Here is a 20860-nt window from a genome sequence, read left to right as displayed (position 1 = left end):
GGATGGCCGACGGGGCGGTGGAGTTCGTCGGCCGTGTCGACCACCAGGTGAAGATCCGCGGCTACCGGATCGAACTCGGCGAGATCGAGTCGGTCCTGGAGGGCACCGACGGCGTGGCCGACGCGGTGGCCCTGGTCTCGGGCTCGGCCGCCGACGGCGACGCCCGGCTGGTGGCCTTCTACCGGCCGGCCGCATCGGCGACCCCCGGCCTGCTGGACCGGGTGCGGCAGCGCTGCGCGGAGCAGTTGCCGGAGTACATGATCCCGGCTGAGTTCGTGGCCGTGGAGGCGATCCCGCTCAACGCCAACGGCAAGGTCGACCGGGCCGCCCTCTGGGACGCCGCGGTGCCGGTCGAGCGGGTGCACGTCGCCCCGGCGACCGAGCTGGAGGCCCAGCTGGCCGGGATCTGGGGCCAGGTGCTCAACCTGGAGCAGGTCAGCACCCAGGAGAGCTTCTTCGACCTCGGCGGCGACTCGCTCCGCGCGGTCGCCCTGGTCGGCGCGCTGCGGGCGGCCGGCTTCGGGGTGGCCGTCCGGGACGTCTTCCTGCACCGCACGGTCGCCGCCCTGGCGGGGCACCTCTGCGCCAAGGACGCCGCACCGGCGGCGCCGGCCTTCCAGGCCGTCGCGCCCTTCTCCCTGCTGACGGCCGCCGACCGGGCCGCCCTGCCCGCCGGGCTCGTCGACGCGTACCCGGCTGTGCAGGCACAGGTCGGCATGGCCGTGGAGATCCAGAAGGACCCCGGCAAGTCGCTGTACCACATCGTCCGCTGCTTTCGCGTACACAGTGGACGGCCGTTCTCGGCCGACGCGCTGCGTTCCGCCGTGCGGGACGTGGTCGGTCGGCACGAGACGCTGCGCACCTCGTTCGACCTCACCGGCTTCTCCGTGCCGATGCAGCTCGTGCACGCCGAGGCGCCGGTCGACGTGCGGGTCACGGAGCTGACCGGCGGGGACGTCGAGGCCCGGCTGCGGGCGTACGTCGACGCCGAGCGGGCGCGACCCTTCGAGCTGGACCAGCCGGCGCCGCTGCTGCGGGTCGCCGCGCACCGCACCGACGACCGGGGCTGGTGGCTCACCGTCGCCGTCAGCCACCTGGTCACCGGCGGCTGGGACCTGAACACCCTCCTGGTCGAGCTGATCGGCTGTTACGAGCGGCGCAGCGCCGGCATGGTGCCCGAGTCGCCGGAGCCGACCGCCGTCCGGTACGCCGACTTCGTCGCCGCCGAACTGACTGCGCTGAAGGCCGGCGAGGACGAGGCGTACTGGCGGGGCGTCGTCGACGGGTACGCCGGTTTCACCCCGCCGGACGGCTGGGGCCGCACCGACGGGCCGCGGGAGAGCCTGCGAACCCGGGTCAGCTACCAGGACCTGGAGCCGAAGCTGCGCGCGCTCGCGTCGACCCTCGACGTGTCGCCCAAGTCGGTGCTGCACGCCGCGCACCTGAAGGTGATGAGCCAGCTAACCGACCAGGGTCGGTTCTACACGGGGCTGGTGTGCGACGCGCGGCCGGAGGTGCGGGGCGCGGAGCGGGTGCACGGGATGTACATCAACGTGCTGCCGTTCGCGTACGCGCGTGGTGCGGGTACGTGGCGGGAGCTGGTGCGGTCGGTGTTCGACCGTGAGGTGGAGCTGTGGCCGCACCGGCGGTACCCGTTGCCGGCGGTGCAGCGGATGGCCGGTGCCGGGTCCCGCCCGATCGACGTCGTCTTCGACTACACCGAGTTCCGCCGCGCCGGGGCGGTCGCCGACGAGTCCGTCGACTTCGAGGCCATCGCCGGGGAGGGCGGCACCGAGTTCGCCCTCCAGGTGACCGCCGCCGGCGGCTTCCTCGACCTGGTCGGCGACAGCCACGTCTTCGGTCCCGCCGCGCTGGCCCGGGTGGGGGCGATGTTCCGCCAGGTGCTGACGGCGATGGTCGCCGACCCTGAGGGTGACGCGGTCGCCGTCCGCCTGCCGGCGGCGGAGCGCGACGAGATCGAGGGCTGGTCGGCCGGCGGCACCGCCGAGGTCGGCGGGTACGTGCCGGCGGCCTTCGAGGCGCAGGCGGCGCGGCGGCCGGATGCGGTGGCCCTCACCTGCGACGGCACGCGGGTCAGTTACCGGGATCTCAACGCTCGGGCGAACCGGTTGGCGCACCACCTGCGGGAGCTGGGGGTGGGGCCGGAGGTCCTGGTCGGGGTGTGTGCGCACCGGTCGGTGGAGCAGGTCGTGGCGATGCTGGCGGTGCACAAGGCGGGTGGGGTGTACCTGCCGTTGGATCCGTCGTACCCGGCGGAGCGGTTGGCGTTCATGCTCGCCGACGCGGAGGCCCCGGTGCTGCTCACCACCGCCGAGCTGCGCGGTCAGCTCCCGGCGGCCGAGGCGGTCACGGTGCTGCTGGACGGCCCGGACGCCTGGGCCGGCCAGCCGGCCACCGACCCCGAGCCGCGCACCCACGCCGACAGCGGCTGCTACGTCATCTACACCTCCGGCTCGACCGGCCAGCCCAAGGGCGTCCTCGTGCCGCACCGGGCCCTGGTCAACCGCTCGGCGCACGCCGGCCGGCGGGTCAACCGCCTCGACGAGGAGGCGGTGCTGCTCCAGAAGACCGAGATCGGCTTCGACGTCTCCCCGGCCGAGGTCTACGCGGCCCTGTCGGCGGGCGCCCGGATCGTGGTGGCCCGCCCGGGCGGACACCGCGACCCGGCGTACCTGCGGGACCTGGTCGTCCGCGAGGGCGTCACCGCCGTCGAGCTGGTGCCGAGCATGCTGTCGGCGCTGCTGGCCGAGGGGCTGGCCGGGTGCCGGTCGCTGCGGTCGGTGGCGGTGGGCGGCGAGGAGATCGCCGTCGACGTGGCGCGGGCGTTCCTGTCCGCGCTGCCGGGCTGCGAGCTGCACAACACGTACGGCCCGGCCGAGACCACCGTCGACGTCACCAGCTGGCTCTGCACCGCCGAGGCCCTGCGCGGGCTGACCCGGGTGCCGCTCGGCACCCCGTTCACGAACCTCACCGTCCGGGTGCTCGACGACGACCTGCAACCGGTGCCGGTCGGGGTGCGCGGCGAGCTGTGCGTCGGCGGGGTCGGGCTGGCCCGGGGCTACCTCGGGGCGCCCGGTACGACCGCGCAGCGGTTCGTGCCGGACCCGTACGGCCCGCCCGGGTCGCGGCTCTACCGGACCGGGGACGCGGCGGCGTGGCGGCCCGACGGCACCGTCGACTTCCTGGGCCGCATCGACTCGCAGGTCAAGCTGCACGGCGTACGAATCGAGCTGGGGGAGATCGAGACGGCCCTGCGGGCCTGCCCCGGGGTGACCGACGCGGTCGCCGCGGTCCGCGAACAGGACGGCCGGCGCACCCTCGTCGGCTACCTCGTCGCCGACGGCGGATCCGCGCCCACCCCCGGCGAGCTGCGGGAACGGCTGCTGGCCGAGCTGCCGGAGGCGATGGTGCCGGCCGCCTACGTCACGGTCGACGCCGTCCCCGTGGACCCGCACGGCAAGGTCGACCGGCGGCAACTGCCGGCGCCGGACGCGCGGTCCTACGCCCGGGGCCGCTACGAGCGGCCCAACGGCCCGGTGGAGTCGGCGATGGCCGGCGTCTGGTCGTGGGTGCTCGACCTCGACCGGGTCAGCGTCACCGAGAGCTTCTTCGACCTGGGCGGCGACTCGATGACGGCGGTGACCCTGGTCGGGTCGCTCCGCGCCGCCGGCCACGACGTCACCGTGCGGGACATCTTCGCGCACCGCACGATCCGCCGCCTGGTCACCGCCCTCGCCGAGGCCGACACCGCCAAGGAGGGGGCCTTTCGCCCCGTCGAGCCGTACGCGCTGATCGACGCCGCCGACCGGGCCAGGCTGCCCGGCGGGCTGGTCGACGCGTACCCGGCGACGCAGGCCCAGGTCGGCATGGCCGTGGAGATCCAGAAGGATCCCGGCAGGTCGCTGTACCACGTCGTGCAGTCGGTCCGGGTCGACGACGGCCGGCCGTTCGCCGCCGACGCGCTCCGGGCGACGGTCGACGCGCTGGTCGCCCGGCACGAGACGCTGCGCACCTCGGTCGACCTGACCGGCTACTCGGTGCCGATGCAGCTGGTGCGCGCGAGCACCGCCGTGCCGGTCGCCGTGCACCCGGCCGCCGGTCACTCCGAGCACCTGGCCGCCGAGCGGCGTACCCCCTTCGACCTGGACTCGGCGGCGCCCCTGCTGCGCGTCACCGCGCACGCCGACGGCGCCGGGGCATGGTGGCTGACCCTCGCGGTGAGCCACCTGGTCACCGGCGGCTGGGACCTCAACGCCCTGCTCGCCGAGCTGCTCGGCGAGTACGGGCGACGCAGCCGGGGCGAGGCGCCGATGCGGGTCGAACCCCCCGCCGTCCGGTACGCCGACCACGTCGCCGGCGAACTGGAGGCGCTGCGCTCGCCGGAGACCGTCGCGCACTGGCGGGCGGTGGTGACCGGCCGGCCGAAGCTGACCCTCCCGGACGCCTTCGGCGACCGGTCCGACCCGGCGGCGGTCTGCCGGTACACCGTCGACGTGCACGACCTGGACGCGGCGGTCCGCCGCCTCGCCAGCGACACCGGCACGTCCGTCAAGGCGGTGCTGCACGCCGCGCACCTGAAGGTGATGAGCCAGCTCACCAACGAGTCCGCCTTCTACACGGGCCTGGTGTGCGACGCGCGGCCGGAGGTGCGGGGCGCGGAGCGGGTGCACGGCATGTACATCAACGTGCTGCCGTTCGCGCACGGACGGTCGGCGGGCACCTGGCGGGAGCTGGTGCGGTCGGTGTTCGACCGCGAGGTGGAGCTGTGGCCGCACCGGCGCTACCCGCTCCCGGCGGTGGCGCGGCTGGCCGGTGCCGGCTCCCGCCCGATCGACGTCGTCTTCGGCTACGTCGAGAGCCGGCAGGACGGCGGCGGGACCGTCGAGGCGTCCGACGCCGGTTCCGGCGCCGACCCGGTCGAGGTCGGCGGGCCCGGGGCCACCGAGTTCGGCCTGTCGGTCGGGGCGGGCGGCGGGACCGTCCGCCTGGTCAGCGACAGCCGGACGGCCGACCCGGCCGCCCTGGTGCGGATCGGGGCGATGTTCCGCGAGGTGCTGACGGCGATGGTGGCCGACCCGGACGGGGACGCGGCGGCGCTGCGCCTGCCGGCCGGGGAGCGCGCCGAGCTCGCCCGGTTCACCCCGGGTCGCAGTGTCGAGGTCGGCGGGTACGTACCGGCGGCGTTCGAGGCGCAGGCGGCGCGACGGCCGGACGCGGTGGCCATGACCTGCGAGGGCGTGTCGTTCTCGTACGGGCAGGTGAACGGTCGGGCGAACCGGTTGGCGCACCACCTGCGGGAGCTGGGGGTGGGGCCGGAGGTCCTGGTCGGGGTGTGTGCGCACCGGTCGGTGGAGCAGGTCGTGGCGATGCTGGCGGTGCACAAGGCGGGTGGGGTGTACCTGCCGTTGGATCCGTCGTACCCGGCGGAGCGGTTGGCGTTCATGCTCGCGGACGCGGCGGCCCCGGTGCTGCTCACCACCGCCGAGCTGCGGGCGCAACTGCCGCCGGTCGAGGCCACGGTGGTGCTGCTCGACGAGCCGGACGCCTGGGCCGACCGGCCGCCGACCGACCCGGAGCCGCTCACCGACCCGGACAACGGCAGCGTCGTCATCTACACCTCGGGCTCCACCGGCCGCCCCAAGGGCTCGCTGCTGTCGCACCGGGCCCTGGTCAACCGCACCGACCACGTCGGCGCGCAGGTCTACCGGCTGGGCTCCGACGCCGTCGTGCTCCAGAAGACCGAGATCGGCTTTGACGTCTCCCCGGCCGAGGTCTACGCGGCCCTGTCGGCGGGCGCCCGGATCGTGGTGGCCCGCCCCGGCGGGCACCGCGACCCCGCCTACCTGTGCGAGCTGATGGCCCGCGAGGGCGTCACCACCGTCCACTTCGTGCCGTCGATGCTTCCGGCGTTGCTCGCCGAGGGGCTGGCCGGGTGCCGGTCGCTGCGGTCGGTGGCGGTGGGCGGCGAGGAGATCGCGGTCGACGTGGCGCGGGCGTTCCTGGCCGCGCTGCCGGGCTGCGAGCTGCACAACACGTACGGCCCGGCCGAGGCCACGGTCGACGTGAGCAGCTGGCGGTGCACCGCCGACGCCCTGGCCGGGCTGTCCCGGGTGCCGCTCGGCACGCCCCACCCGAACCTGCGGCTGTACGTCCTCGACGAGCGGCTCGACCCCGTGCCGGTCGGCGTGCCCGGCGAGCTCTGCGTCGGCGGGACGGGGCTGGCCCGGGGCTACCTGGGCCGGCCGGGGCTGACCGGCGAGAGGTTCGTGCCCGACCCGTACGGCCCGCCCGGGGCGCGGCTGTACCGCACCGGGGACGCGGCGGCGTGGCGGCCCGACGGGACCGTGGACTTCCTGGGCCGGCTCGACTCGCAGGTCAAGCTGCACGGCGTACGGATCGAGCTGGGGGAGATCGAGACGGCCCTGCGGGCCTGCCCCGGCGTGGCCGACGCGGTCGCCGCCGTGCGCGAGCACGACGGCCGCCGCACCCTCGTCGGGTACGTGCTGCCCGCCACCGGCGACGCACCGGCCCCGGCCCGGCTGCGGGAGCGGCTGCTCGCCGCGCTGCCCGAGGCGATGGTCCCGGCCGCCTACGTCACCGTCGACGCCGTCCCGAAGGACCCGAACGGCAAGGTCGACCGGCGCCAGCTGCCGACCCCCGACACCGGCTCGTACGCCACGGGGGAGTACCAGGCCCCGACCGGCGACGTGGAGGCGGAGATCGCCGGGATCTGGGCGCGGGTGCTCGGCGTGGCGCAGGTCGGCGCCACCGACAGCTTCTTCGACCTGGGCGGCGACTCGATGCTCGCGGTCACCCTGGTCGGCACGCTGCGCGCCGCCGGCCACCGGACCAGCGTGCGGGACGTCTTCGCCCACCGCACCGTCCGGCGGCTGGCCGCCGCGCTGACCGACGCCGACACCGAGGTCTTCCGGCCGGTCGCGCCGTACGCGCTGATCGGCGCCGCCGACCGGGCCAGGCTGCCCGGCGGCCTGGTCGACGCCTACCCGGCGTCGCGCACCCAGCTCGGCATGCTGGTGGAGTCGGCCGTCAGCGGCGACCGCGCGGTCTACCACAGCGTCCTGGCCCACCAGGTCCGCGACGGGCGGCCGTTCGACGCCGAGGCGCTGCGCGGCGCGGTCCGCGCCGTGGTCGCCCGGCACGAGATTCTGCGCACGTCGTTCGACCTGGTCACCTACTCGGTGCCGATGCAGCTCGTGCACGCCGGGGCCGAGCCCGACGTGCGCGTCGAGGACGGCCGGGGCGTCCCGGCCCAGCGGCACGCCGCGCTCTTCGCGGAGTTCATCGCCGCCGAGCGGGCCCGCCCGTTCGACGTCTCCACCGCGCCGCTGCTGCGCGTCACGGCGCACCTGGACAGCGACGAGAGCTGGTGGTTCACCTTCACCATCTGCCACGCCGTCACCGAGGGCTGGAGCAGCGCGCGGCTGGTCACCGAGGTGCTCGACGGCTACGCCGAGCTGGCCGACGGCCGCGCCCCACGGCCGGTCGAGTCGCCGGCCGTGCGCTACGCCGACTTCATCGCCGCCGAGCTCGCCGCGCTGGAATCGACCGCCGACCGGGAGCACTGGCGGTCGGTCTGGGACGGGCGCGCCCCGTTCACCCTGCCCACCGGCTGGGGCGAGCCGGACGCGCCGGACGCCACGGTCGGCGCCACCGTCGACTTCACCGACCTGGACGAGGCGCTGCGCGCCCTGGCCCGCGACGGCGACGTGTCGGTGAAGGCGGTGCTGCACGCCGCGCACCTGAAGGTGCTCAGCCAGCTCACCGGCGAGCCGGGCTTCCACGCCGGCCTCGTCTGCGACGCCCGGCCCGAGGTGCTCGGCGCCGACGAGGTGCACGGCATGTACCTGAACACGGTGCCGTTCCCCTACGACCGGTCCGCCCGCAGCTGGCGGGAGCTCGTCGCCGCGGTGTTCGACAGGGAGGTCGCGCTCTGGCCGCACCGGCGGTTCCCGCTGGCCGAGATGCAGCGCGAGGCCGGCCACCGGCTGCTGCACGTCCTGTTCAACTACCAGGACTTCACCCGCGCGACGCAAGGCGGCGACGGGTCCGGCCCGGTGGTCACCGGCAACGCAGGCGAGGGCGCCACCGAGTTCGACCTCTCCTGCTTCGCCCAGCGGGGCCGCTACGCGCTCTCCGCCCGGGCGGGGCTGGTCAGCCAGGCCAACCTGGACCGGATCGCCGGCATGTACCGGGCGGTGCTGGAGGCGATGGTCGCCGACCCCGACGGCGACTGCCAGGCCGTCTGCGTGCCCGGGGGCGAGCGGGACCGGCTGCTCGGCGTCACCGACACGGGCGCGGACGAGCCGGTCACCGGCACCATGGTCGAGCTGTTCCAGGCCCAGCTGGCCCGCGACCCGCAGGCCGTGGCGGTGGTGGCCGGCGCCGTAGAGCTGACGTACGCCCTCCTCGACGCGGCCGCCAACCGGCTGGCGCACCACCTGCGGGCGGCCGGCGCCGGCCGGGAGACCGTCGTCGGGGTCTGCCTCGACCGGGACGCGGACCTGGTGCCCGCGCTGCTCGGCGTGCTCAAGGCGGGAGCGGCGTACCTGCCGCTGGACCCGGCCCAGCCCGCCGAGCGGATCAGCTACATGCTGGCCGACGCCGGGGTGCGGACCGTGGTGACCACCTCCGCGCAGGCGGAGCTGCTCGCCGGCTTCGACGGGCGGCGGGTGCTGCTGGACGCCGGCGACCTGGCCGGGCAGCCGGAGACCGATCCGGGCATCGCCCGCGACCCGGACGACCTGGTCTACGTCATCTACACCTCCGGCTCGACCGGCCGGCCCAAGGGCGTCTGCGTGAGCGACGCCAACGTGCTGCGCCTGCTCGACGCCGCGCAGGAGCACTACGCGGTGGACGAGACCGACGTGTGGGCGCTGTTCCACTCGTACGCCTTCGACGTCTCCGTCTGGGAGCTGTGGGGGGCGCTGCTGCACGGCAGCCGGCTGGTGCTGGTGCCCCGCGAGGTGGCCCGGGTGCCGCAGGACCTGCTGGACCTTCTGGTGACGCAGCGGGTCACCATGCTGGCGCAGACCCCGACGGCGTTGCGCGGGCTCGTCCGGCTCGCCGCCGAGGACGCCCCCGGGATCCGGGACCTGTCGCTGCGCGCGGTGGTGGTCGCGGGGGAGAAGCTCGACTTCGCCGACCTCGCGCCGTGGGCCGCCCGTCTCGGGCTGGCCCGGGTGGCGCTGGTCAACATGTACGGGATCACCGAGACCACCGTCTACTCCACCTACCACCGGATCACCCGGGCCGACCTCGCGCCCGGGGTGGGCAGCCGGATCGGCCGGCCGCTGTCCGGGGTGCGGATGTACGTGCTCGACCAGTACGGCCACCCGGCGCCCATCGGGGTGCCCGGCGAGGTCTACCTGGCCGGGCACGGGGTCGCCCGGGGCTACCTCGACCAGCCCGAGCTGACCGCGCGGCGCTTCCTGCCCGACCCGTACGGCCCACCCGGCAGCCGGATGTACCGCACCGGCGACCGGGCCACCCGGCTGCCGGACGGCAGCGTGGAGTTCCTCGGCCGGCTCGACGACCAGGTGAAGCTCCGGGGCTACCGGATCGAGCCGGGCGAGGTCGAGGCGGCGCTGACCGCGCTGCCCGGTGTCGCGGAGGCGGTCGTCGTGCTGCGCGCGGACGACCCGGCCGATCCCCGGCTGACCGCGTACCTGGTGGCCGGCGACGAGCCTCTGCCGGAGGTCGGGTCGCTGCGCGCCGGGCTGGCGCGCAGCCTGCCGGAGTACATGGTCCCGTCGGCGTTCGTGGTGCTGGACGAGCTGCCGCGCAACAACAGCGGCAAGCTGGACCGGCGGGCGCTGCCCGCGCCCACCGGCGCGACGCTGCCGGGGCGGGACTTCGTCGCCGCGGCGGGGCCGCTGGAGGAGCGGGTGGCCGCCGCCTGGGCCGACGTGCTGGGCCTTCCGGTGGTGAGCGTCGCCGACGGCTTCTTCGACCTCGGCGGGCACTCCATCACGGCGCTGGTGCTGGCCGGCACGATGCGCGCGGCCGGGCTGGACGTGACGGTCGCGGACATCTTCCGGCACCCGACCGTCCGGGCGCTCTGCGAGGTGCTGGCGAGCCGGGACGCGCCGGCGCCGGCCGAGCGCCCCGTCGAGCCCTTCGAGCTGGTCGCCCCCGCCGACCTGCCGCTGCTGCCGGCCGGGCTGGACGACGCGTACCCGCTGTCGCGGGTGCAGCTGGGCATGCTGCTGGAGATGCTGGCCGACAACGGCCGGAACCACTACCACAACGTCGCCTCGTTCCTCGTCCCCGACGACGAGCCGTTCGACCTGGCGACGCTGCGGGCCGCCGTCGGCGAGGTGGTGGCCCGGCACGACGTCCTGCGCACCTCGGTGGACACCACCAGCTACTCGGTGCCCATGCAGCTGGTGCACCGCGCGGTGGACGTCCCGGTCGGCATCCGCGACCTGCGCGGGCTGGCCGAGGCGGACCGGACGGCCCTGGTGCGCCGGCTCGTCGGCGAGGAGTACGACGCGCTGTTCGACGTCGAGCGGGCGCCGCTGCTGCGGTTCACCGTGTGCCTGGAGACCGACCGCAGCTGGCGGCTGGTGCTCACCATCTGCCACGTCGTCATCGAGGGTTGGAGCCTGCACGCCCTGGTGATGGAGATCCTGGACCGCTACCGCGCGCGGCGGGCGGGCGCCGGCCCCGACACCGACACCACCCCGCCCGGGGTGCGGTTCGCCGACTTCGTCGCCGGCGAGCTGCGCGCCCTCGCCTCGGAGGCCGACCGGCGCTACTGGCAGGACGTGGTCCAGCGATACCCGCGGTTCCTGCTCCCCGCCGCGTGGGCGCCCCCGGCGCCGGCCGCGCTCCAGCCGTACACCGAGGTGGTGTCCTACGCGGACCTGGAGCCGCGGCTGCGGGACCTGGCCTCGGCGGCCCGGGTGTCGCTCAAGGCGGTGCTGCACGCCGCGCACCTGAAGGTGCTCAGCCAGCTCACCGACGAGCCGACCTTCTACAGCGGGCTGGTCTGCAACACCCGGCCCGACGTCCTGGGCAGCGAGCGCGTCTACGCCATGTCGCTGAACACCCTGCCGTTCCCGCACGACCGGCAGGCGACCAGCTGGCGGGAACTGGTCCAGCGGGTGCACGCCCGCGAGGCCGACCTGTGGCCGCACCGGCGCTACCCGGCGCCGGCCATCCGCACCCCCGGCCGCGGGGCCCGCCTCACCGACGTCTACTTCAGCTACCTGGACTTCACCGAGGTGGACGGCGGGCGCACCGCGCCCGTGGAGCGGATCGGCGCGAGCACCTCGGAGTTCGCGCTCGCCGTCGCCGCGGGCGCCGGCCGGCTCGAACTGAGCACCGACAGCCACGCCATGGGCCGGACCGAGGCCGCGCGGCTGGCCGGCATGTACCGGCTGGTGCTGGAGGCGATGGTGGCCGACCCCGACGGCGACCCCCGGGCGGCGTACCTGCCCGCCGGGGAGCGGCACGACGTGCTGGTGGGCTGGAACTCCTCGGCCGCGCCGGGCTGCGCCGACCTGGTGCCGGCCCGGGTGGCGGCGCGCGCCGCGGCGACCCCGCACGCCGAGGCGGTCGACGGTACGAGCTACGCCGAGCTGGACGCGGCGGCCAACCGGATCGGCCACCACCTGCGCGGGGCGGGGATCGGCCCGGAGCGGGTCGTGGGGGTGCTGCTGGACCGGGGCGTCGACCTCGTCGCCGCCCTGCTCGGCATCTGGCGGGCCGGCGGCGCGTACCTGCCCATCGACCCGGGGCACCCGGCCGAGCGGGTCGCCGCGATGCTCGCCGACGCGGGGGCGACGGTGGTGGTGACCTCGACCGGCCACGCCGACCGGTTCACCGGCGTGGAGCTGGTGCTGCTCGACCGCGACGCCGGGCGGATCGCCGCGCTGCCCGCCGACCCGCCGGCCGGCCGGCCCGACCCGGACCACCTCGCCTACGTCATCTTCACCTCCGGCTCGACCGGCCGGCCGAACGGGGTGCAGATCAGCCACCGCAGCCTCGCCAACTATCTGGGCTGGGCGGCCGAGGAACTCATCTCCGACCGCACCGGCGGCGCGGCGCTCTTCTCGTCGGTCGCGTACGACCTGGTGGTGACCAGCATCTGGGCGCCGCTGGTCACCGGGCAGCGGCTGTGGCTGCTGCCCCCCGACGCCGGCCTGGACGAGCTGGGCCCGCGGTTGGCCGACGCCGGCCCGTTCAGCTTCGTCAAGCTGACGCCCGGCCACCTCGACCTGCTGACCCGCCAGCTCGGCGCGGACCGGGCCGCCGCCCTGACCCCGCTGCTGGTGGTGGGGGGCGAGGCGCTGACCCGGCAGGTCTGCGACCGCTGGCACGCGCTCGCGCCGGACACCGTGCTGCTCAACGAGTACGGGCCGACGGAGGCGACCGTGGCGGTCAGCCGGTACCCGGTCACCGGGCCACTGCCGGCCGACGTCGCGCCGATCGGCCGGCCGCTGGGCGGGATGCGGACCTACGTCCTCGACGCCGACCTGCAACCGGTGCCGGTGGGCGTGGTCGGCCACGTCCACCTCGGCGGTCCCGGTCTCGCCCGGGGCTACGCCGGACGGCCGGCCCTGACCGCCGACCGGTTCGTGCCCGATCCGTTCGACCCGGACGGCGGGCGGCTGTACCGGACCGGTGACCTGGGACGCTGGCTGCCCGACGGGCAGCTGGACCTGCTCGGCCGGGTCGACGACCAGGTGAAGATCCGTGGCCACCGGGTGGAGCCCGGCGAGGTCAGGTCGGTGCTGGTCGCCCATCCCGGCGTGCGGGACGCGGCGGTGACCGTCGAGTCGGCGGGCCCGGGCGGGCCCCGGCTGGTGGCCTACCACGTCGGCGACGCGCCGGACCTGGCCGAGCACTGCGCCCGGTGGCTGCCGAGTCAACTGGTGCCGAGCGTCTTCGTCCCGGTGCCCGCCATCCCGCTCAACGCCAACGGCAAGGTCGACCGTCGGGCGCTGCCCCCGGTGGACCTGGCCGGGGCGGCCGGCCACATCCCGCCCCGCCCGGGGCTGGAGCAGTCGATCGCCGACATCTGGGCCCGGGTCCTGCAGACCGACCGGGTCGGCCGGCACGACCGGTTCTTCGCCCTGGGCGGGCACTCGCTGCTGGTCGTACCGGTGGTCACGGCGGCCCGGCAGGCCGGTGTCCCGCTGACGCTGCGGGCGGCGATGCTCGACCGGACCCTGGCCGAGCTGGCCGCCTCGCTCACCCCGGCCGGAGCGGCGGCGTCCGCCGGCCCGGCGGTACGGGCCGGCGTGGCGCGCACCGCCGCGGTGCTGCCGCCCGTCGAGCCGCTGCTCGCCGCCCACCGGGTGCCCGGCGCGTCGATGGCACTGCTCGCGGACGGCGAGCTGGTGGAGGTCCGCACCGCCGGGCACCGCACGGCCGGCGGCGACGCGCCGGTGACCCCGGCGACCATCTTCCAGGTCGGCTCGGTCAGCAAGCTGGTCGCCGCGGTGGGCGCGCTCGTCCTCGTCGGGCGGGGACAGCTCCACCTCGACACGGACGTCAACGCGTACCTGAAGGGCTGGCAGCTGCCCACCGACCGGCCGGTGAGCCTGCGGCAGCTGCTCTGCCACGTCGCCGGGCTGACCCCGACGGGCAGCACCGGGCACCCGCGTGGCGGCCCCGTGCCGACCCTGTCGGACGTGCTGCACGGCCGGGGCGTGCCCACCGGCCCGGTCCGGGCGCTCGACGCGCCCGACCCGGTCGCGGTGGAGCGCAACAGCCACTTCGTGGTGGTGCAGCAGCTCATGGAGGACGTCACCGCGACGCCCTTCGCCGATCTGATGGCCGAGCTGGTCTTCGACCCGGCGGGAATGACCGGCAGCAGCTTCGACCAGCGCTTCCCGGAGACGTCCGGCCGGCCGGTGGCCGTCGGGCACGACGAACGGGGCGAGCCGCTGCCGGGCGGCTGGCAGGTGCGGACGGACCTGGCGGCGGCCGGTCTCTGGACCACCGCCACCGACCTCGCCCAGCTCGTCAGGGAGATCCACCTCGCACACCAGGGCGGCGCGGCCCTGCTGAGCCAGGAGCTGGCGGTGGCGCAACTGACCGCCGGACCGGGCGGCGTCTTCGGGCTCGGCTGCATGGTCGACCGCATCGAGGGGCCCGCCGGAGCGCGGGTGGAGTTCACCCACCGCGGCCGGGTCCCCGGCTACCGCGCGCTCACCGCCGGCCGGGTGCCCGACGGGTCCGGGCTGGTGCTCCTGACCAACGGCGACGCGGGCCACGAGGTCGTGTCGCGGCTGGCGTCCGACACCGCACTGACGGAGGAAATGTGATGACGACCGTACCGAGCATCGCCACGGTCACCGACCCACCGACCCGGCAGGTGCGGCACCTCGTGTCGATCCGCGACCTGACCGACGACGACCTGTACTCGATCGTGGCGCGGGGGGCGAGGTTCGCCGCCGGCGAGTCCGCCAGCTCGCTGGCCGACCGGGTGGTCGGCACCTACTTCGTGAAGACGTCGACCCGGACCCGGACCGCCTTCACCGTCGCCGCGCTGCGGCTCGGCGCGAAGACCATCCAGTACGGGCCGGACGACCTCCAGGTCAACACCGGCGAGTCCAGCGCGGACACCGGCCGGGTGCTGTCGGGCATGCTCGACGTGCTGGTGGCGCGGACCGCCGCCGACCCGGAGGAGATGCGCGACTGGTCGCGGCAGCACCGGATGGCCGTGATCAACGCGATGAGCGCCGAGGAGCACCCGACGCAGGCGCTGGCCGACCTGACCACCCTGCTGCGCCGCTTCGGCCGGATCGAGCACCTGCGGCTGCTCTACCTGGGCGAGGCGAACAACACCGCGACGGCCCTGGCCCTGGCGCTGACCCGCTTCCCCGGCGTCGAGCTGGAGCTGCGCACCCCGGCGGGGTACGGGCTGCCGGCGGAGATCGCGGCGGTCGCGCGGGCGCAGGCGGAGCGCTGCGGCGCCCACCTCGTCGAACGGCACCACATGGACGATCTGCCGGGTGACCTGGACGTCATCTACACCACCCGCTGGCAGACCACCGGCACCAGCAAGCCCGACCCCGACTGGCGGGTGCGCTTCGCCCCGTTCCGGGTGGACCGGGAGCTGTGGCGGCGCAGCCCGCACGCGGTCTTCATGCACGACCTGCCGGCGCACCGGGGGGAGGAGGTGACCGCCGAGGTGCTCGACGGTCCGGCCAGCATCGCCTTCCAGCAGGCGGAGAACAAGCTCTACAGCGCGATGGCCGTGCTCGACTGGTGCCGGACCGCCCCCGCCGGGTCCGCGTCGTGAGCGCGGTCGGGCGCCCGGCGGCCACGTCCCGGCAGCCGGGCCGCCTGACCGGCAACCGTGACTTCCTGCTGCTCTGGGTCGGCTCCGGGGTCTCCGCGCTCGGCTCCCGGGCCACCTCGATCGGCTATGCCCTGCTGGTCTTCTGGTCGACCGGATCGGCCACGGCGGCCAGCCTGGTGACCTTCGCCGCGCTGCTGCCCAACCTGGTGACCCAGTTGCCGGCGGGGGCGCTGGTGGACCGCTGGGACCGTCGGCGGACCATGGTGTTCTGCAACGTCGGGCGGATCATCGCAATCGGCAGCGTCGCGGTCGCGGTGGCCCGGGACTCGGTGTGGCTGCCGCACCTGATGGCGGTCGCGTTCGTGGAGGCCAGCCTGGGCATCTGCTACGCCCTGGCCGAACGCGCCGCGGTGTTCAACGTGGTCCCGGCCGACCGGTACGGCGCGGCGACGGCGGCGAACGAGTCGCGGGCCAACGCGGCCAGCATCCTCGGCCAGCCGGCCGGCAGCATGCTGTACGCGCTGACCCGCTGGGCGCCCTTCGGCTTCGCCGTGCTGATGCACGTGATCTCGCTGGCCACCCTGCTGTTCGTGCGGCGGAACCTGCAGGCGCCGAAGGCGCGCGCGGACGAGCCCGGTGGCCTGCTGGCCCGGATGCGGGAGGGCTTCGTCTTCGTCTGGGGCCAGCTGTACCTGCGCCGTGCCCTCGGCCTCTTCGCGGCGAGCAACATCCTGTTCCAGGTGCTGGGCCTGGGCCTCCTGGTGATCGTCAAGAACCAGGGCGGCTCGCCATCCACGGTCGGGATGTTGCTCATGGTGAACAGCGTGTTCGGCATGGCCGGCGCGATGACCAGCAACTTCTACCTGAGCCGGTGGGGGATCCGCCGGATCATCATGGGGGTCAACATCGCCTGGGCGGTGCTGATGCCGCTGCTCGCGCTGGCACCGGGACTCGCGCTGGCACCGGGAATCGTCGTCCTCGGCGCGATCTTCGCGTTGATCCACTACGGCGCCGGCATCAGCAACGTGGCCGGGATGTTGTACGTGCTCCAGTCCGCACCAGATCACCTGCGCGGGCGGGCCGGCTCGATCGTCATGCTGCTCAGCTCGGGAGCCAACTCGCTCGGGGCGCTCTTCGCCGGCTTCCTGCTCGACTCGACGGACGTCACCACGGCCATGCTGATCGTGGGTGGGGCGATGGGGGTGATCGCGGTGCTCGCGGTGCTCGGCTTCGGCGGTCGCGCCGCCGCCGAGTCGGAGCGCGCGGAGGCCGAGGGGGAGCCGGCGGTGGGGAAGGCGCGCACCGGGTGAGGCGTACGCGCCCGGCCGTCGGCGATATCGACGAAATATAGCGGCGCCACGGACCCTGCAACGGATCGCACAGCCTCAGACGGTGAGGAGCCCCTGGAATGACCGAGCACGCGAGCTGGAAGCCGTTGGAGATCACCCCGGAGACCGCCGGCTGCGCGCCGAGCGCCGAGGGCCTGGTCGGCCACCTCCGCGAGCTGGACCTGGCGGAGGTGCTCACCGCCGAGAAGGCGCTCGTCTTCCGTGGCTTCGGGGTGCGGCCGGAGACCCTGGACCCGGTGATGGACCTGCTACTGCCGAGGCGACTGGCGTACGTGCACGGCAACTCGCCCCGCACCAAGGTGGGCCGCAACGTCTACACCTCCACGGAGTACCCGGCCCGCTACACGATCTCGATGCACAACGAACTGTCGTACGCCGCCCGGTGGCCGGCCCGGCTGCTGTTCTTCTGCCAGATCGCGGCCGAGACCGGCGGCGCCACCCCGGTCGTCGACGCCGCGCTGTGGCTCGACTCGCTGGACCCGCAGCTGCGCGCCGACTTCGCCGGTGGCCTGCGCTACCAGCAGAACCTGCACGACGGCATGGGGCTGGGCAAGAGCTGGCGGGAGACCTTCGAGACCGACAGCCGCGACGAGGTCGAGGAGTTCCTCGCCGGCGCCGGCGCCACCTGGGAGTGGACCGCCGACGGGCTGCGGGTGACCCAGCTCCGGCCGGCCACCCTCCGGCACCCGGTCACCGGCGCCGAGGTGTGGTTCAACCAGGCGGACCAGTGGCACCCGGCCGGCCTGGACGACGACATCGCCAGGGTGATGACCCAGGTGATGGGGCCGGACGAGCTGCCCCAGTCGGTGACCTTCGCCGACGGCTCCCCGATCCCCGACGAGTACGTCACCCAGATCCGCGACCGGGGCCTGGAGGCCGCGGTCGACGTCGACTGGCGGGTCGGCGACCTGCTGCTGATCGACAACGTGCTCACCGCGCACGGCCGGCGCCCCTACACGGGTGACCGCCGGGTGCTGGTGGCGATGTCGGACTGACCGGCGCGACCGAGGAAGGTGCCCCAGATGTTCCTGCCCCGCCCCGCCGGTGATCCGTGGCTGCGGGTGATCCGGGGCGGCGCGCACGCGGGGCTGCGGTTGGTGTGCCTGCCGCACGCCGGCGGCTCGGCCGGCTTCTTCCAGCCCTGGGCGGCCCGGCTGCCGGACTCCGTCGACCTGCTCGCCGTCCGCTACCCGGGCCGGCAGGACCGGCTCTCCGAGCCGTGCGTCGAGGAGATGGACCTGCTCGCCGACCGGGTCACCGAATCGCTCACGCCGTACCTGGACCGCCCCCTCGCCCTGTTCGGCCACAGCATGGGCGCCTCGGTCGCCTACGAGGTGGCCATCCGGCTGGAGGACCGGCTCGGGGTCGTGCCGAGGGGCCTGTTCGTCTCGGGGCACGGCGCACCCCACGTCACCCGCATCGACCAGCGCCCCGACGACCTCGACGACGAGGAGTTCCTCGCCCGGATCGCCGCGCTCGGCGAGGTGGATCCGGTGGTCTTCCGCTCGCCGAAGCTGCGGGAACTGGTCGTGCCGGCGCTCCGGGCGGACCTGCGGCTGATCCACGGCTACCTGCCGCGCGCGGCGCGGGCCGTGTCCGCGCCGATCAGCGCGTACCTCGGCACCGGGGACCCGGCCTGCGACCGGGAGTCGGTCTCCGCCTGGGCGGAGCTGACCACCGGCGGCTTCCGGCTGCGGGCGTTCCCCGGCGACCACTTCTACCTCGTGCCGGCGCGGGCGGAGTTGCTCGCGGACCTGACCGCGCAGCTCGACGGCCGGCCGACCGCACCCCGTGCCGCGGTGACCGTGACCGGGCACCTGACCTGACCGGCACCGCCGGATGAGCACCGTGGAGGGCGCATCGTGACCGCACCGGACGTCGAGGCGACGCCGTCGCCGCTCGTGGACGTGGACCAGGAACGCCATGCGCGGTTCCGGGCCTCCTTCGAGGCGGTGACGGACTTCGGGCGGCGGCTGCTGGCGGCCCGGCTGGCCGCCGCGGGCGTGCTGCCCGCTCCCGGGACCACCGCCGGCCGGGAGGGGATCCTGGCCCGCCTCGCGGTGGCGTCCGGCTACCAGCGGCTCGGCGACGCCCTGCTCGACCTGCTCGAACGCGCCGACCTGCTGCGTCGGCGGGGCGACCGGCTCGCCGTGACGGAACGGGCCGCCGAGGCGGCCGGGCTCGCCGGGGACGACGCGGTCGACGCGACGGCGTCGGCACTGCGGCGCGAGCATCCGGAGGCCGCCGGGTACGTGCCGCTGCTGGTCGCCTGCCAGACGCAGCTGGTCGAGGTGGTGCGGGGCGACCGGCCGGCGAACGAGGTGCTCTTCCCGGGCGGCTCGGCCGACCTGGTCGCCGCGATCTACCGCGACAACGTCCAGCTGGACTTCTACAACCGGCTCTGCGCGGCGCGGGTGCACCAGCACGTCCGGCGGTTCCTCCGGCGCTATCCCCGGTCCTTCGCCCAGGTCATGGAGGTGGGGGCGGGGACCGGTGGCACCACCGGGCCGGTGCTGGACGCCCTGGCGGACCGGGCGGAGCGGCTGCGCTACTTCTACACCGACGTGGGGCCCGCGTTCCTGCGGCTGGGGCGGCAGCGCTTCGGCGCCACCCGGCCCCACGTCGACTTCGCCCGCTACAACGTGGAGGGGGCGCCGGAGGACCAGGGCTTCGAACCCGGTTCGATGGAGGTCGTCCTGGCCAGCAACGTCCTGCACGCCACCCTGCGGATCTCCGCCGCGCTGCGGCACTGCCACTCGCTGCTCAAGCCGGGCGGCATCCTGGTGGTCAACGAGATGACCAGCCGCCTCGACTACAACACGCTGACCTTCGGCCTGGCCGAGGGGTGGTGGCGGCACGCGGACGACGAGCCGCGGCTGGAGGCGTCCCCGCTGCTGGACGTGGCGGGCTGGCGGGCCGCGCTGAGCCGGGCCGGCTTTGTCGACGTGCAGGCGCACGCCGTGCCCGGGCTCGACGCCGGCGAGCAGGTGCAGACGATGTTCGTGGCGACGGCCACCGGCCCGGGCGGGGCGTCCCGCTGACGTCCCGCCCGCCCGCGCACCCCGGACCGGGGCCGCCTCCGTCGAGCTGTGACCTCCGCAACCGGCGTACGGCCGAGGCCCCGGTCCGGGGCGCGCCACCCCTGCCGGGCGGCGGCCCGGGTACGGGAACCCGGTACATCTTTGCCGCTACCCCTAAATCTTTCGGCAAGATCTTTCGTTCACAAATATTCGGTGATATCAATCTCGCACTCGATTCCTCCTACCCCCGGAGTGCGACGTGCGGAGAACCCGTCTCGTTTCCCTCGCCCTGAGCCTGGCCACGGCTCTCGGCGTCAGCCTCACCCTGGCCGCGCCCGCCCAGGCCGCAGCCACCGACCGCTACGTGGCGCTCGGTGACTCGTACGCCTCGGGCGTGGGCGCCGGCAGCTACACCAGCGAGAGCGGCTCCTGCCAGCGCAGCACCAACGCCTACCCGGCCCTGTACGCCGCCAACATCAAGCCGGCGTCGTACCGCTCGGTCGCCTGCTCCGGTGCCACCACCACCAGCGTGATCAACACGCAGCTGTCGGCGCTGAGCTCCACCACCACCCTGGTCAGCGTCACGGTCGGCGGGAACGACGTCGGGTTCGCCAACATCATGTCCACCTGCGTGCTCCAGGGCACCACCCAATGCGTCGCCGCCGTCCAGGCCGCCGAGGACAAGGCCCGCGCGCAGCTGCCCGGCCTGCTGCGCAACGTCTACAACGGCATCAAGACCCGGGCGCCCAACGCCCGCGTGGTGGTCGTCGGCTACCCGGTCTTCTACCAGCTCGGCACGATCTGCGTCGGCCTGAGCGCCACCTCGCGAGCGAAGATCAACGAGGGCATCAACCTGGTGGACGACATCACCCGCAGCGCCGCCGTCGCCGCCGGCTTCAAGTTCGCCGACGTGCGGTCGCAGTTCGTCGGGCACCAGCTCTGCAGCTACGGCGAGAAGTGGCTGCACGCGCTCAACTACGCCAGCCTCGGCGTCTCGTACCACCCGACCGCGGCCGGCCAGTCCGGCGGCTACTACCCGGTCTTCCGCTCCGTCGCGGGCTGACCGGCACGTTCTCCGTCCGGGCGGACCTCGCCCCGCCCGTTACCTTCTTGATCGTCCCCAGCCGGGGACCCTCGGTCGCCCGGCCCGGTATGACTTCCTGCCCCTGTCGTTTGGATGATCCGGGGGGTGT

Annotated in this window: 7 protein-coding genes; all 7 read left to right on the top strand. The window is 74.8% G+C overall.

Features of this window, described 5'->3' with window-relative positions; genetic code table 11:
- Nucleotides 1-17 precede the first annotated feature (17 nt).
- The 7 genes from AB0G13_RS27915 to AB0G13_RS27885 all read left to right on the top strand — a co-directional run bounded on the left by AB0G13_RS27915 (nucleotide 18) and on the right by AB0G13_RS27885 (nucleotide 20730).
- On the top strand, nucleotides 18-14318 hold the full coding sequence (locus AB0G13_RS27915; protein ID WP_357880327.1) for an amino acid adenylation domain-containing protein: 14301 nt from the start codon (nucleotides 18-20) through the stop codon (nucleotides 14316-14318).
- Nucleotides 14318-15298 carry an ornithine carbamoyltransferase gene (locus AB0G13_RS27910; RefSeq protein ID WP_357880325.1) on the top strand — a complete coding sequence of 327 codons (981 nt, stop codon included), beginning with the start codon at nucleotides 14318-14320 and terminating at the stop codon, nucleotides 15296-15298. Before AB0G13_RS27915 ends, AB0G13_RS27910 begins: the two co-directional genes overlap by 1 nt.
- Entirely contained in the window at nucleotides 15295-16608 is a 1314-nt protein-coding gene (locus tag AB0G13_RS27905; protein WP_357880322.1) for an MFS transporter, read from the top strand. The genes AB0G13_RS27910 and AB0G13_RS27905 overlap by 4 nt, the downstream gene beginning before the upstream one ends.
- 98 nt (nucleotides 16609-16706) lie before the next feature.
- Nucleotides 16707-17642, top strand: coding sequence for a TauD/TfdA family dioxygenase (locus AB0G13_RS27900; protein ID WP_357880319.1), 936 nt, complete (start codon nucleotides 16707-16709; stop codon nucleotides 17640-17642).
- 27 nt (nucleotides 17643-17669) lie between these two features.
- The gene (locus AB0G13_RS27895; RefSeq protein WP_357880316.1) at nucleotides 17670-18473 is read left to right on the top strand and encodes an alpha/beta fold hydrolase; all 804 of its coding nucleotides are present in this window, start codon (nucleotides 17670-17672) and stop codon (nucleotides 18471-18473) included.
- Nucleotides 18474-18509: 36 nt separating this feature from the next.
- A complete protein-coding gene (locus tag AB0G13_RS27890) occupies nucleotides 18510-19688 on the top strand; it encodes a class I SAM-dependent methyltransferase (RefSeq protein ID WP_357880313.1) in 1179 nt (392 codons plus the stop codon).
- A gap of 238 nt (nucleotides 19689-19926) precedes the next feature.
- A complete protein-coding gene (locus AB0G13_RS27885; RefSeq protein WP_357880310.1) occupies nucleotides 19927-20730 on the top strand; it encodes an SGNH/GDSL hydrolase family protein in 804 nt (267 codons plus the stop codon).
- Nucleotides 20731-20860: the final 130 nt, after the last annotated feature.

This window comes from Micromonospora sp. NPDC023633 (assembly GCF_040640035.1).
In the GTDB taxonomy this organism is placed as follows: domain Bacteria; phylum Actinomycetota; class Actinomycetes; order Mycobacteriales; family Micromonosporaceae; genus Micromonospora.
This window is presented reverse-complemented; position numbering and strand designations above follow the sequence as displayed.